The sequence below is a fragment of the Bradyrhizobium sp. LeoA1Lang genome (assembly GCF_055413685.1).
Map to the genome: position 1 here is coordinate 32,644 of NZ_JBVAPG010000061.1, position 14,630 is coordinate 47,273.

The window sequence follows — 14,630 nt, forward strand, 5'->3', positions numbered from 1 at the left end:
GCTCCTCGTTAGCCGTGAATGGTGTGCCAGACGCGATCGGGTGTCGCCGGCATTTCAAGCTTGTTGTTGCCAATCGCATCCGTGATCGCGTTGATCACCGCGGCCGATGCACCGATCGCACCGGCCTCGCCGCAACCCTTGACGCCGAGCGGATTGCCCGGGCACAGCGTCGTGGTGTGCGAGATCTGGAACGACGGCAGATCGTCGGCGCGCGGCATGGTGTAGTCCATGAAGGATGCCGTGACCGGCTGGCCGTTGCTGTCGTAAACCGCGCCTTCGAGCAGCGCCTGGCCGATGCCCTGGGCGAGGCCGCCATGGACCTGTCCCGCGACAATCATCGGGTTGATGAGCCGGCCGAAATCATCCGCCGCCACGAAGTTGACGAATGAGGTCTTGCCGGTCGTGGGATCGACCTCAAGCTCGCAGATATACGCGCCGGCCGGGAAGGTGAAGTTGGTGGGATCGTAGAATGCCGTCTCCTTCAATCCCGGCTCCATGCCATCAGGCAGATTGTGTGCGGTATAGGCGGCGAGCGCGACCATCGGCAGCGCGATCGACTTGTCGGTGCCGGTGACCTTGAACTCGCCGTTCTCGATCACGATGTCGTTCTCGGACGCCTCCAGCGCGTGCGCGGCGATCTTCTTTGCCTTGGACTCGACCTTTTCCATCGCCTTCACGATGGCCGCGCCACCGACTGCGATCGAGCGCGAGCCGTAAGTGCCCATGCCGAACTGCACCTTGTCGGTATCGCCATGGACGATCGAGACCTGGCTGATCGGAACCCCCAGGCGCTCCGCGATGATCTGGCAGAACGTGGTCTCATGACCCTGGCCGTGGCTGTGCGAGCCGGTGAGGATCTCGATCGTGCCGACCGGATTGACGCGCACTTCGGCCGATTCCCACAGGCCGACGCCGGCGCCCAAGCTGCCGACCGCCTTTGACGGCGCAATCCCGCAGGCTTCGATGTAGCAGGATACCCCGATGCCGCGCAGCTTGCCGTCCGCTTTGGCCTTCGCCTTGCGCGCCGGGAAGCCGGCATAGTCGATCGCCTTCATTGCGGCGTCGATCGAGGCATGGAAGTCGCCGGTATCGTAGGCCATGATCACCGGCGTCTGGTACGGAAACTGGGTGATGAAATTCTTCTTCCTCAGCTCCGTCGGATCGACCTTCAACTGCCGCGCCGCGGTCTCCATCATCCGCTCGATCAGATAGCTCGCCTCGGGACGGCCCGCGCCGCGATAGGCGTCGACCGGCGTGGTGTTGGTATAGACGCCTACCACCTCCGCATAGATCGCGGGGATGACGTATTGCCCCGACAACAGCGTCGCATAGAGATAGGTCGGCACCGCCGAGGAGAACAGCGACATGTAGGCGCCGAAATTGGCGTGGGTCTTCACCCGGAGGCCGAGGATCTTGTTGTCCTTGTCGAACGCCAATTCAGCCTTCGAGACATGGTCGCGGCCATGCGCGTCGGTGAGGAAAGCCTCCGTGCGGTCCCCGGTCCACTTCACCGGGCGGCCGACCTTCTTGGAGGCCCACAGCGCCACCATCTCCTCGGGGTAGATGTAGATCTTGGAGCCGAAGCCGCCGCCGACGTCGGGCGCGATCACGCGCAGCTTGTGCTCGGGCGCGATATTGTAGAAGGCTGACAGCACGAGACGGGCGACATGCGGGTTCTGCGAGGTCGTATAGAGCGTGAAATGCTCTTCGGCCGCGTCATAGTCGGCGACCGCCGAGCGCGGCTCCATCGCGTTCGGTACCAGGCGGTTGTTGGTGAGGTCCAGCGTCACCACATTCGCCGCCTTGCTGAAGGCGTCCTTGACCGCGGCCTCGTCACCGAGATGCCAGTCATAGACCACATTGCCCGGCGCTTCCGGGTGAAGCTGCGGCGCGCCCGGCTTGATCGCGGCCTTGATATCGGGCACCGCCGGCAGCTCTTCATAATCGACCACCACGGCTTCCGCGGCGTCGCGGGCCTGGTTCTTGGTCTCGGCGATCACGACGGCGACCGCCTGTCCGACGAAGCGCACTATCTCCGGCGCCATCGCCGGCCATGCGCCCATCTTCATCGGCGAGCCATCCTTCGACGTGATGGCCCAGCCGCAGATCAGGTTGCCGATCTTGTCGTCGACGAGCTCTTGGCCCGTGAGCACCGCGATCACGCCGGGCTTTTTCAGGGCCTCGCTCGAATCGATGCTCTTTACCTTGGCGTGGGCGTGCGGGCTGCGGATGAACTGGGCATAGGTCATGCCCACCAGTTTGATGTCGTCGACGTAGCGGCCTTTGCCGGTGATGAAACGGCGGTCTTCCTTGCGGACGACGCTTGCGCCAATGCCTTCGATGCCCATTGTGAATTCCTCCCGACCGGAGATGTGATGTTCCGCCGCTTCCATCGAAGCCCGGCGGCTTTTGACGAGATGTGGCGGCGGCTATTCCGCCGCCTGCGCGACCTTCATGCGCCCGGCGGCGTCCAGCACCGCCTTGACGATGTTGTGGTAGCCGGTGCAGCGGCAGATATTGCCTTCCAGCTCGTGGCGAACGGTCGCCTCGTCGAGCTCGCCGCCATAGCGGTGGACGATGTCGATCGCCGACATGATCATCCCCGGCGTGCAGTAGCCGCACTGCAGGCCGTGATTGTCCCGGAACGCCGCCTGCATCGGGTGCAATTCGTCGCCCTTGGAGATGCCTTCGATGGTGGTGACGTTCGAACCCGCCGCCTGGCCCGCCAGCACGGTGCAGGACTTCACTGCCCGCCCGTCGATATGGACGACGCAGGCGCCGCATTGGCTGGTATCGCAGCCGACATGGGTTCCGGTCAGGTTCAGGTTTTCGCGCAGGAGATGGACGAGGAGGGTTCGGTCCTCGACGTCGACGGATACCGCTTTGCCGTTCACCGTCAGCTTGACTGTAGACACGCGTCGTTCCTCCGGATGCTTTTAATTATTCCAATTAGAAACAGCGGCGAGGAACTTGGCAACTACGATTTTGGCCACCTTTGTCACGGCCATGACATCGGTGACAGCGACGAGCTGCGCTTCCCGGAGGGGGACTCCACAACTTCTCCGAAATGTCTGCTGAATTTACTAGCTCTTATCCATTCTGCCTTAGCTTTGCGCGTCGGGTCCGGGCAACGATTTCCGGACGCCACTTGTTTTCAGAATGAAGACGGGGGTTGGGGTGGGACTACTGGGGCGTGTGGGGTCGCGAATGCCGACCCTTCGATTTCGTGCGAAAATCATCCTGGGCTTTGCCGCGGTGCTGGCGATTACGGCGGCCAGCATGGGCTTTGCCTATCTTGGCTTTGAGCGTGTCTCGGCCGGCGTCGCCGCCTACCGCGCGAGCGTCCGGGAGGCCGATCTGGCGCGCAATATCGACCGTGAGCTGATCTCCTACCGTTCGCTGGCGCGCTACTATGTGGCGACCGGCAAGGAAGAGGACGGCAAGGCAGCGCTCGCGGCGGAGGCCAGCCTCAAAGAGGCCATCCTCCAGGCGATGAAGGGCACCACCGACCCCGCGCGGGTCGAGCAGGTGACCAAGCTCGAGCGTGAGTTCCGCGCCTTCACCAAGATCTTTGCCGAGATCCTCAAGGTCAAGGAAGAGAGCGGGCTGCTCGCGCAGAACCAGCTCGCCCGCGGCGGCAACTCGCTGCGCTACAAACTCGACGATCTCGCCTCCAACGCGGCCGAAGCCGGACTGTCCGCCGTCGAGATGGGTGCCAAGCAGGTCGCCTCGCAGTTCCAGGCGGCGGCCGCGCTCGCCAGTACCTTCGTGGTCAATTCCGACAAGATCACCGCCACGAGCGGGCTGGCGCGACTGAAATTCGTCGAGAACTCGCTGAAGGCGATTTCCTCGACCGACGAGAAGGTCGTCGCTGCGCTGAAAGAGCTGACGAAGATGCTCGAAGAGTATCGGGAGGCGCTCTCGAAACTGATCGAGAACTCGAAATCGATCGACGAGCTGACCCTCGAGATGACGGAATCCGCGGCCGCCATCAACCAGGGCTCCGGCGTGATGAAATCGGACCTGCTCGCCGACCAGAAGCGCATGGAAACCGAGTCGGACGCCGCGATCGGCGCGACCGAGCGGTTCATTCTGGTGCTCGCCGCCGGTGGCTTCGTGCTCGGCGCTGTTCTCGCCTTCCTGCTCGGAACCGGCATTTCCCGCCCGATCCGGGCGATGTGCGCCGCGATGCGCGAGCTTGCGGCCGGCAATTTCGACGTCGTGCTGCCGGGGCTCGGCCGCAAGGACGAACTCGGCGAGATGGCCGGCGCGGTGGAGGAATTCAAGCTCCAGGCGATCGCCAAGGCCGAGCGCGATGCCGCAAGCCAGGAGGCGCAGAACAAGGCGAGCGCCGCGGCGCGGCGCGGCGAATTGATCCGCTTTGCCGACGAGTTCGAGACGGCGGTCGGCTCGATCGTCGCCAACGTCTCGGCCTCGGCGGTGCAGCTCGAGACCGCGGCGGGCACGCTGACGCGGACTGCGGAAACCACGCAGAACCTTTCAAGCCAGGTGGCAGGTGCCTCCGAGGAGGCGTCCAGCAACATGCAGTCGGTGGCTTCCGCCACTGAAGAATTGTCGGCCTCCGTCGATGAGATCGGACGCCGCGTGAAGGAGTCCAGCCGGATCGCCGATGCTGCGGTGCAGCAGGCCGAACAGACCGACGCCCGCATCGGCAAGCTCTCGCTCGCCGCGCAACAGATCGGCGACGTGGTCAAGCTGATCACCGCGATCGCCGAGCAGACCAACCTGGCGCTGAACGCGACGATCGAAGCGGCACGCGCCGGCGATGCCGGCCGCGGTTTTGCGGTGGTTGCCTCCGAGGTGAAATCGCTCGCCAGCCAGACCGCGCGGGCGACCGAGGAGATTTCCACTCACATCTCGGGCATGCAGTCGGCGACGCAGGAATCCGTTGCCGCCATCAAGGAGATCGGCGGCACCATCGGCCAGATCTCCGAGATCGCCGCCAACATCGCCGGCGCAGTCGAGCAGCAGAGCACGGCGACGCAGGAGATCGCCCGCAGCGTGCAGAATGTCGCCCAGGGCACGCAGGAGGCCGCCACCAGCGTCACCCTCGTCAACCGCGGCGCCACCGAGACCGGCTCGGCGTCCGAGGAGGTGCTGAACTCGGCACGCTCGCTGTCGTCCGAAAGCACGCGCCTGCGCGACGAACTCGACCGCTTCATGGCGAACATCCGGGCTGCGTGACGCCGCGCCGTCACTCCCTTCCGAACTGGTGCTTCAGCTCCAGCTTCGCGCGTTCGAGCCGGGCACGTTGCGCCTGCGGCAGCGTCTTGCCGGCACGGTTGATGTAGAAGGTCAGCATCGACAGCGCCGAGCGGTAGGCGCCGGCCTCGCGGCGCTTGCTTCGCTCGGCGGAGCGCTTCAGCGATACCGCGATCTTCTTCGCGCTGGTCTGCTTGAACACGCCGCGGTCGAGATCGAGCGCATCGCTCCGCTCGGTCACCCGCTGCGACCAGCGCCGCGATGACGTCTTGCGCGTGCCGCTCTTTCGCCGCGTGGTGGTTGCTTTTCTTCTCGTGCCCTTTCGTGCCGTGGTCTTTCGTGCGCTGGTTTTGCGACGTGGTGCCATTGCAAGCTCCTGTTTTCAGCTAGCAACATCGGCAAATCCGTCCGGGTTCCTATGCCGCGATGCGGGAACCAGGTGCCTTCGCGGACGTTGTCGTGCGTGGCGGGCATCCGTTTGCCGCAAATTTTGGGGATGAGCACCTTGGGGTAAGCTGCGTTCCGGGGTGATTTCTTATTGGTTCCGTGATGGATTTGCAGCCGATCCAGCCCAGTCCTGCAACTGCTTCCGCAACGCGTGACGCTGACGCGCCGCCGGATCATGACCGCATCATCGAGACGTCGATCCCCGCGCGTCTCGATAGTCTCACCTGGAGCGGTTTTCACACCCGCGTGGTGACCGCGCTCGGCATCACCTGGATCCTCGACGGGCTTGAAGTCACGCTCGCCGGTGCGCTGGCGGGCGCGCTGAAGGACAGTCCGACGCTTAAATTCTCCAACTTCGATGTCGGCTTCGCCAACAGCGCCTATCTCGCCGGCGCCGTGCTGGGCGCGATCGGGTTCGGCTGGCTCACCGACCGCATTGGCCGCAAGAAACTGTTCTTCATCACGCTCGCGGTCTATCTCAGCGCCACCGCCGCGACCGCGCTGTCGTGGAATGTCGCAAGCTACGCGCTGTTTCGCTTCCTGACCGGTGCCGGTATCGGCGGCGAATATACCGCGATCAATTCGACCATCCAGGAACTGGTGCCGGCGCGCTATCGCGGCTGGACCGATCTCGTCATCAACGGCAGCTTCTGGATCGGTGCTGCGATCGGCGCCGTCAGCGCCATCGTCCTGCTCGATCCCGCCGTGATCAATCCCGATCTCGGCTGGCGGCTTGCGTATCTCACCGGCGCCTGTCTTGGCCTCGTCGTGTTCGTGATGCGGATGTGGATTCCGGAAAGCCCGCGCTGGCTGATGATCCACGGCCGCCCCGAGGAAGCGCACCAAATCGTCGACGACATCGAGCGCTCGGTGATCGGTCATGTCGAGGCGCAATCGCAGGCGTTGCCGAAGATCAAGCTGCGGATGCGCGACCATACGCCGCTGCGCGAAGTGGCGCATACGCTGCTGGTTACCTATCGCCAGCGCGCGGTGGTCGGGCTCGTCTTGATGAGCGCGCAGGCGTTCTTCTACAACGCGATCTTCTTCACCTTCGCGCTGGTGCTGACCGACTTCTTCGGCATTCCCGCCAGCCATGTCGGCTGGTACATCCTGCCCTTTGCCGCTGGCAACTTCCTGGGGCCCCTCGTGCTCGGCCGGCTGTTCGATACGCTGGGACGCCGCGTCATGATCACGCTGACCTATGGCGTGTCGGGCGTGCTGCTGGCGCTCTCGGGCTATCTGTTCTCGATCGGCGCGCTGAGCGCGCAAGGCCAGACGATCGCGTGGATGGTGATCTTCTTCTTTGCCTCGCCCGCCGCGAGCGCCGCCTATCTCACCGTGAGCGAGACGTTTCCGCTCGAGGTGCGGGCGCTCGCCATCGCGCTGTTCTACGCGATCGGCACGGGCATCGGCGGCGTGATCGGACCTGCATTGTTCGGCGTGCTGATCGATACCGGATCGCGCAATTCCGTTTTCGCCGGCTACCTCCTGGGGTCGGTGCTCATGATCGTCGCGGCCTTGGTCGCGTGGCGCTATGCCGTCGCCGCCGAGCGAAAATCGCTCGAATCTGTCGCACGGCCGCTTGCTGTTGTGGAGTAGAATGAGATGACTGAGGAACTGGCTGACATGCCGCTGGACGAAGACTTTTCGCCGGAAGATGAAGCCGCGCCGGAAACCGTGCCGGTGCCGAGCGCGCTGGTCGGGCATCTGAGCGAGACCGCGGTCCTGCTCGACGTCGACGGCACCTTGCTCGACTTCGCGCCGACACCGCGCGAGGTCTGGGTGCCGCCGGGGCTGGCGAAAACACTCCACCGTCTGCTCGAACGCACCAATGGCGCATTGGCGCTGGTCAGCGGCCGTTCGGTGAATGATCTTGACCTGATTTTCGCCCCCGATGTCTTCCCTGCGGTCGGCGGCCACGGCGCGGAGATGCGGCTCGATCCGCAGGGCGATGGCGATGCGGGCCACGCGCTGCAGCTTGACAAGGAGCTGAAGCGGCGTCTGGCCGCCATCGCCAGATTGAGCCCGGGCATTCTGCTCGAGGACAAGGGCTATTCGCTCGCGCTGCACTATCGCCTTGCGCCGCATGCGGAAAGGGCGATCTATGAGGCCGTGTCGCTGATCCGCGCCGATCTGCCTGAGGCGCCGATCGAGGTGCTGCCGGGCAAGCAGGTCTGCGAGATCAAGCTCGCCGGCTTCACCAAGGCCACCGGCGTGCTCGAACTGATGAAGCATCCGCCGTTCAAGGGCCGCAAGCCGTTCTTCATCGGCGATGACGTCACCGACGAGACGGTTTTTGCGATCATGCCCGAGCTCGAAGGGCTCGCTTTCTCGGTCGGCCGACGCGCCAAGGGAGTGGCCGGTCATTTCGACGCGCCGAGCGACGTGCGCGAATTCCTTGCGCATCTGCTCGATGACGAGCGCGAAATCGCCGCGCCTTAGCCGAAACCTCAACCGCAAATTGGCGCGGAATAACCGCAGTTCCTGCTGCGGGTGGCAGCTCCCTCGCAAAAAATTTTCTTTTTGTGAGTTGACACCCCGGTTCCATGCGGGACTGCCTGAATTTGGTTTCAATTCGGAGAAAGCGTGGCCAGGAACCATATTGATGAATGGTTGTTAATACGCGAATGCCCAACGGGAGGGGACCATTTGAACCTCGTTGTCGTGTCGAACCGCGTAGCGCGTGGAAAACCCAATGAACCCATGACGGGCGGCCTGGCCGCCGCTCTTTTGCCTGTTGTCGAGAAGTCCGGCGCGATCTGGGTCGGCTCCAGCGGCCGTGTCCGCGATGGGAACCAGAAGGAACCTTTCGCGGAGGTGGAAGCGCTTGGCGCCGGTGCGCTGGCGATGCTCGATCTGCCGGCCGCGCATTACGGAGGCTACTACGAAGGCTTTGCCAACTCCGCGCTGTGGCCGGCGCTGCATTCGCGCGCCGACCTGATCCGCGCCTCGGAGGAGGATTATGCCAGTTACCGCGAGGTGAACGCGTTCATGGCGCGTGCGCTGCTGCGCTTCCGCAAGGACGATTCGGTGTTCTGGATTCAGGACTACCATTTCCTCGCGCTCGGCGCGGAGCTGCGCGATCTCGGCATCGACAAGCCGATCGGCTTTTTCCTGCACACGCCGTGGCCGACGCGCGCGGTGATCGAAGGCGTCCCGCATCATCGCGAGCTGATCGAGGCGATGCTTGCCTACGATCTCATCGGCTTCCAGACCGAGGAGGATTGCGAGAATTTCCTCGGCTACGTCGAAGCCGATCTCGGGCTCGTCGTGCGGGACGGCAGCGTGACGTCGCGTTACGGACGCAGCCGCGCAGCGGTCTTCCCGATCGGCATCGATCCGGACAAATTCGCGCAGCAGGCCACCAAGGCGATGACCCATCCCGACGTCTCGCGATTGCGCCGCAGCCTGAACGGCGAGCGGCTCGCGATCGGCGTCGACCGGCTCGACTATTCGAAGGGCCTGATCAACCGCGTCAAGGCTTTCGACCGGATGTGGACGATGCATCCCTCGCTGAAGCGCACGATCTCGCTGCTGCAGATCGCAACGCCATCGCGTGGCGGCATCGAGGCCTACGGCAATCTGCAGAGCGAGGTCGCAAAACTCGTCTCCGACGTCAACGGCATCCATGGCGAGGTCGACTGGACGCCGATCCGCTACCTCAACAAGGGATTCAGCCAGGCGGTGCTCGCCGGTCTCTACCGCACCGCGCAGGTCGGCGTGGTGACGCCGCTGCAGGACGGCATGAACCTTGTCGCCAAGGAGTATGTCGCCGCCCAGAACGCGGCCGATCCCGGCGTGCTGGTGCTGTCGAAATTCGCCGGTGCCGCCAACGAGCTTGAGGCTGCCCTCATCGTCAACCCGCACGACGTCGACGGCATGGCGCGCACCATTGCCACCGCGCTTTCGATGCCGCTCGCCGAGCGACGGCTGCGCTGGGAAGCGATGATGGAGAAGATCTGCACGGGCACCATCCAGCAATGGTTCGCCAATTTCGTCGAGGCGCTGCAGGACACCGGCGCCGACGAAAAGCCCGAGCGCTCGCCGCCACTGGCCGAAGCCACGCACTGGCCCTATCGCAGCGCACGCATTCATTAGCCGCTCTTCTTGGCACATCTCCGTCGTCCCGGCGAAAGCCGGGACCCAACCACAGGGAGGTGTTGTGGCGCGAGCAAGCGGTCGCAGCGGAGCATAGGACAAGCGCCTGGGGTTATGGGTCCTGGCCTTCGCCAGGACGACGCCGTCATTGCGAGCGGAGCGAAGCAATCCATGTCTCCGCAAGTGGCGCGATGGATTGCTTCGCTCCGCTCGCAATTACGTGGCTGGTTCTGATTCAAATTTCAAACAGCGTGAGGATGTGAGTCCGCATTCTCGCGGCGCATTGCGTCCGAGCTTTGCGTCTCGTTTCACCCTCTTCTCGATCAGAGGGCGCAGGGAAAGCCGGGTGCCGGTTGCACCCATGGGTCCCGTGCAACAAAAAGCACGGGGGTAGGACCACAGGTTCAACCGAAGCATTCCGGCTTTCCCTGCGCGATGGTGTTACGGCTTATTTCGTGCTCTCCCCGGTGACCGGGCTTTCTTGCCACCGTCATCTCAAGCGCGAACTTCTTCGCGCAAAAAACTTAGCGCCAGCGTCGGGGCGCCAGGACCACACGACTTCGCCGTCCGCTGATGCCACGCTCGTCAGTCGTGACATCCACGTCCACCGCATCTCACCGCAACGTTCGTGACGATCGCGAGCCGCCCCTCATTCGGGTGAGACGCGGGGAGTTAAATCACTGATTTGCCCGACAGCGAAAGCGGAGTGTTTTTCGCGCGAGGGCTGGACGGGGCAAATCGCTTTGGAAACGCTGGCGAATTTTTCTCCACCGTCATTCCGTGGTGCGACGGCTTCGCAACAATCCATTCGTCCACTTGCGTATGAGGCGAAATGGATTCCGGGTTCATCGCTTCGCGATGCCCGGCAATGACCGGCAAGGCGCGACTATCCCTCAGAGGCCCATTGCGCGGCTTCTCGGGATGAGGCGTTCATGCCCGGTCGCGTCAGCGCCAGCGTGGCGTTTCTTCGCCTTCGCAGGACGCGTTTTTCTTACAGTCCTGAACGTATCGACAGTTCTGATCACGGCCTTCGCCGCCGCGCTGCTGCCCTAAACAGGAAAAGCTGTTACGGCTGCCGCTGCTTTAAGCGATCTCGTGGTGTAACACTGAAGCAGCTCCCTTCTCACTCGATCAAATCTCTTGCCGTTATCCGCGATGGAAAACAAAGCTTGATGCCCGAGAATAACGCTGTACAGTCAAAGCGTTCTGAGGGCACTTCGATGCTTTCATTTGCCAAAAGAACCGCTAAGAGCGCCTTAGAATCCCTGGGATTGAAGATTGGCAATTCCAACTTCATCAATACAGCCATTGAAGATGCCGAGGCCTATCATCGGCTCCGGCACTACGTAGAGCTTGTTTCCAACTTCGATAAAGAAGAGCTGTCATCAGCTCTTGCTCTCATCAGACACGCCAAATCGCAGATAGGACAAGATCTCTTCGCTGCTCATGCGAGCAAATACAAGAGAGATGGGTACTTCGTTGACTTTGGAGCAACAGACGGAATTAACCGCAACAACAGCCATTTACTGGAAACATGCCTCGGATGGTCTGGTATTCTCGCCGAGCCGGCGCGCGTCTGGCATCGTAGCCTGATCCGGAACAGGCCAAGTTCCGTTATTGAGACGGCGTGCGTATGGAGCCGAAGCGGTGAGACCATCTCATTCAAAGAGACGCCGGACGGTGAGCTTTCCACCGCCTCTGCTTTTGAAAACTCCGACTTTCACTCCGGTCGTAGACGATCAGGCAAATGCTACAACGTCCCGACGATTTCGTTGCATGACCTTCTGCTCAAACATGGTGCTCCAGCTCATATTGATTATCTTTCCATCGACACCGAAGGCAGCGAACACGATATTCTCAGTGCGCTTGACTTCTCCCTTTGGTCCTTTGGCTGCATAACCTGCGAGCACAACTATTCGGACCGGAGGGAGAAAATACAGGGCCTCTTGACGTCGCACGGATATAAGACGGTGCTAACCGAACATTCGTATTTTGATGACTGGTATGTTCAAGCTTAATTGCTTCGCGCCCTGCGAGGCGAAATGGATTCCGGGCTCATCCCGTCGCGATGCCGCGGAATGACGGGCGTGGGGCGCGCGACCTATCCCTCAAGACGCCCCTTACGCGGCTTCTCGGGGTGAGGCGTTCATGCCCAGGTCGCGTCAGCGCCGGCGCGGATAGACGACCCGATCAATAGCAATACGGCACGCCATCGAGCACCGGGCAGCGCGCCCGCCGCGGGTCGCTTGGATTCTCCATCGGCACGACGCCGCTGCCCTTGCCGACGAACACGCCTGGCCCGACCCTGACCGAGGACCAGTTGCCGACGATCACGCTCGGATGCGGCGAGGTCAGGCTCGAGCGCGTGCCGTCGCTCCAGATGATGGTATCGCCCGAAAGCACCCCGCGCCGCCCGTCGTCGCAGCTCACATCCGTCCCCGCCTTGGTGCAGCTCTGCGCCAGCGCCGGACCGGCGCCCGCGATAGCCGCCACGACCAGGCCGAGAATTGCAATTGTCCGCTTCACGCCGCCCTCCACCACTGATTTGCCTTGCGGTCGTCGGCACGGCAAGGATTCGGGTTCAACAGGCCGAACCCGCGCCCCGATCCCGACCGGCAACCCGCCAAAAACCCAAGTTGTTCCAAAAACTTAAGGAAATTTCAGCTTCCGCCCCCTCTCTCCCTTGCAAAATCAGCCCCATCCCTTCAAGAGAGGGCGCTTCCGGAGAGATGGCCGAGTGGCTTAAGGCGCACGCTTGGAAAGCGTGTGTGCGGGAAACCGTACCGTGGGTTCGAATCCCACTCTCTCCGCCATATGGCGATTGAAGTCGAATGGCGGAAACGCGCCGCAGGCGTGATTCCGGCGGAGCCGAGAGCGCGGCCCAAAGGGCAACGCCATTCCCCTATCTTGCCAACGGCGTCGCTGGCTGGCCCTTCGCCAGAGCTACGGCGGTTTGTTGAGTGGCCTCAAGCGCAGCCTGAACGTCAGGGCGCACGCCGACGCCTCCCCAGTTGCTGTGCGTGATCGGATTTTCAGCCCTGCCAGTCGGCACGACAACGAAGAGGTCGGAACCTAGTTCATTCAGACCGCCTGGATTCGCTCCTCCGCGTGTTGTTGCGCCAACCACAGTTGCGCGCTTGAGCATTTGCAGGTCGTAGGCAAACTCCTCACCCGCCGAATAAGTCTTTGGGCCAACCAGCACATAGACGGGCTTGCCAAGATAGTGCACCGGCGTCGATGAACTCCAAAACGACTCCGTTCTGAAAGTCGAAGTCCCACGATTGCGCCAGATGAGGTCGTTGATATGAACACGCTTGCCGGGATCGAGGAAGAAACTGACAAGGTAGGCTACAGACGCCGGATGTCCGCCGCCATTGTCCCGCATGTCGATGATGAGCGCGGCGGTGTCCGACAGGTTACGCATGGCGTCGTCGGCTGCCGGATTAAAGACCTCGGGCGGAACGAACCGCGCCAAGTGGATGTATCCGATATTGCCGTCTAATCGTTTCACCTCAAAGCCGGCATCCTGCGGCGTGGTCGGCGGAGGCTGGTTACGGAACGGCGAGCCAAAGATCACCCTCATATGGCTGTCGTTGGTGATCGCACGGAGTTGCTCGGTCAGTTGCAGCGCAAACTGAGCTGGATCGGTTACGCCGGCATAGGCGTTCGTTCTCAATGCCTTCTCTAGCGCATCCGCCGCCTGCATGCCCACATCCGGGAACACATAACCCTCGCGCAACTCGACAGCGATGCCGCCGATCACCTTTCTGACCGTTGTCTGATCCAAGAGCACGCTTTGCGCCGTATCGGAAGCCACCTCGGCACTTGCCGTTGATGGCGCGGCCACAAGTGTAGAAATTGTCGCGAAGCAGGCGATAAGAAATGACGATCGACGATACAGCATCTGGCTCCCGGTTACGGTCGGATTCATTACAACAGGTGCCAATTTTAGGACAGATCTGTGGCGAACGCTAATCGCCACAGAGTGCCGAAGCCGCGCTTGCCGACGATTGATCGCGAGCCAACCGCGTTCGCCGGACCGGCCGCATGCGATTTCCGTCCCCCACGGATTAAGCTATCATCCGATTCGAGCGCGGCCCACGCCTCCCCCCTCCGATCGGGAAAGTATCACTCATACCGGGCCACCTGATCATCGAACCGACTGTTCGAGCGCCAAGCATAAGGAGGGATTGCGAAGATTGCTCGCAATAGGAGGTTGCCGATGAAGCTGTCTGCGCCGATTTACCATTTGAAGCACAAAGCCAAACGACTATCCCGCGGGGAAGGTATTCCACTCCATGTCGCGCTGAATCGCATAGCCCTTCAGGAAGGCTATAGCGATTGGAGCCTGCTTGCGGCGAAGCTGTCCGCGTCCAGGCCTGCTGGCAAGCTGCTTGCGCGATTGAAGCCTGGTGACCTGGTGCTGGTGGGCGCGCGCCCGGGCCAAGGCAAGACGCTGATGAGTCTTGAGCTCGCCGTCGAAGCCATGAAAGCCGGCAATCGCGCCGTGTTCTTCACGCTGGAATATACGGAAAAAGACGTTCTGGATCGCTTCCAGGCAATCGGGGCGGAGTACGCGCGGTTCGACGGACTGTTCGAGCTCGACTGCTCCGACGCGATAAGTGCCGATTACATCACAAGGATGTTGGCGACAGCGGCTCGCGGCACCCTGGTGGTGGTGGACTATCTGCAATTGCTGGATCAGAGACGTGAAAACCCCGGATTGGCAGAGCAGGGGTGCCGTCGCGAACTTGGTTGGAATTTGTCCGTCGCGAGTCTCCGGTGAACGGATGATATCTGCTCAGGCGGCAAGATCAACCGGCTGAGCAATGGGCTTGCTGGCGAGGGTCTGCCAGCCGTCG

The 14,630-nt window shown here is 62.4% G+C and carries 11 protein-coding genes, 1 tRNA gene and 1 pseudogene; 7 read left to right on the forward strand and 6 right to left on the reverse strand.

What is annotated here, in order from left to right; genetic code table 11:
- Positions 1-8: 8 nt before the first annotated feature.
- A complete protein-coding gene (locus tag ACZYOF_RS21150) occupies positions 9-2,348 on the reverse strand; it encodes a xanthine dehydrogenase family protein molybdopterin-binding subunit (RefSeq protein ID WP_463716994.1) in 2,340 nt (779 codons plus the stop codon).
- Positions 2,349-2,429: 81 nt separating this feature from the next.
- Complete coding sequence (locus tag ACZYOF_RS21155) at positions 2,430-2,915, reverse strand: (2Fe-2S)-binding protein (RefSeq protein ID WP_282528176.1); 486 nt, start codon at positions 2,913-2,915, stop codon at positions 2,430-2,432.
- Between the two features lie 244 nt (positions 2,916-3,159).
- On the opposite strand from ACZYOF_RS21155, the gene ACZYOF_RS21160 reads away from it, so the two are divergent.
- Entirely contained in the window at positions 3,160-5,205 is a 2,046-nt protein-coding gene (locus tag ACZYOF_RS21160) for a methyl-accepting chemotaxis protein (protein ID WP_463716995.1), read from the forward strand.
- Positions 5,206-5,215: 10 nt separating this feature from the next.
- Here the strand turns inward: ACZYOF_RS21160 and ACZYOF_RS21165 are convergent, their stop codons facing one another.
- Complete coding sequence (locus ACZYOF_RS21165) at positions 5,216-5,590, reverse strand: DUF3175 domain-containing protein (RefSeq protein WP_463716996.1); 375 nt, start codon at positions 5,588-5,590, stop codon at positions 5,216-5,218.
- Between the two features lie 182 nt (positions 5,591-5,772).
- Here ACZYOF_RS21165 and ACZYOF_RS21170 point away from each other — a divergent pair, with 182 nt between their 5' ends.
- The 3 genes from ACZYOF_RS21170 (at position 5,773) to ACZYOF_RS21180 (ending at position 9,768) form a co-directional block, all read left to right on the forward strand.
- Complete coding sequence (locus ACZYOF_RS21170; protein ID WP_463716997.1) at positions 5,773-7,269, forward strand: MFS transporter; 1,497 nt, start codon at positions 5,773-5,775, stop codon at positions 7,267-7,269.
- Between the two features lie 6 nt (positions 7,270-7,275).
- Positions 7,276-8,112 (forward strand): trehalose-phosphatase, encoded by an 837-nt coding sequence (otsB, locus tag ACZYOF_RS21175; protein ID WP_463716998.1) that lies wholly within the window; start codon positions 7,276-7,278, stop codon positions 8,110-8,112.
- 207 nt (positions 8,113-8,319) lie between these two features.
- Positions 8,320-9,768: a trehalose-6-phosphate synthase gene (locus ACZYOF_RS21180; protein WP_282528209.1), complete on the forward strand. Its 1,449-nt coding sequence runs from the start codon at positions 8,320-8,322 to the stop codon at positions 9,766-9,768.
- A 672-nt stretch (positions 9,769-10,440) separates the two neighbouring features.
- On the opposite strand, the gene ACZYOF_RS21185 is transcribed toward ACZYOF_RS21180, so the two are convergent.
- A complete protein-coding gene (locus tag ACZYOF_RS21185) occupies positions 10,441-10,647 on the reverse strand; it encodes a hypothetical protein (RefSeq protein ID WP_463716999.1) in 207 nt (68 codons plus the stop codon).
- 53 nt (positions 10,648-10,700) lie between these two features.
- Here ACZYOF_RS21185 and ACZYOF_RS21190 point away from each other — a divergent pair, with 53 nt between their 5' ends.
- Positions 10,701-11,786: an FkbM family methyltransferase gene (locus tag ACZYOF_RS21190; RefSeq protein ID WP_463717000.1), complete on the forward strand. Its 1,086-nt coding sequence runs from the start codon at positions 10,701-10,703 to the stop codon at positions 11,784-11,786.
- Positions 11,787-11,958: 172 nt separating this feature from the next.
- Here ACZYOF_RS21190 and ACZYOF_RS21195 read toward each other — a convergent pair whose 3' ends face one another.
- Positions 11,959-12,294, reverse strand: coding sequence for a hypothetical protein (locus ACZYOF_RS21195; RefSeq protein WP_463717001.1), 336 nt, complete (start codon positions 12,292-12,294; stop codon positions 11,959-11,961).
- Between the two features lie 197 nt (positions 12,295-12,491).
- Between ACZYOF_RS21195 and ACZYOF_RS21200 the strand changes: the two genes are divergently transcribed.
- A tRNA-Ser gene (locus ACZYOF_RS21200) sits at positions 12,492-12,581 on the forward strand.
- Between the two features lie 89 nt (positions 12,582-12,670).
- On the opposite strand, the gene ACZYOF_RS21205 is transcribed toward ACZYOF_RS21200, so the two are convergent.
- Positions 12,671-13,699 carry a S41 family peptidase gene (locus tag ACZYOF_RS21205; protein ID WP_463717002.1) on the reverse strand — a complete coding sequence of 343 codons (1,029 nt, stop codon included), beginning with the start codon at positions 13,697-13,699 and terminating at the stop codon, positions 12,671-12,673.
- 291 nt (positions 13,700-13,990) lie between these two features.
- Between ACZYOF_RS21205 and ACZYOF_RS21210 the strand changes: the two are divergent.
- A pseudogene (locus ACZYOF_RS21210) lies at positions 13,991-14,503 on the forward strand (DNA helicase); the annotation flags it as partial.
- Between the last annotated feature and the right edge of the window lie 127 nt (positions 14,504-14,630).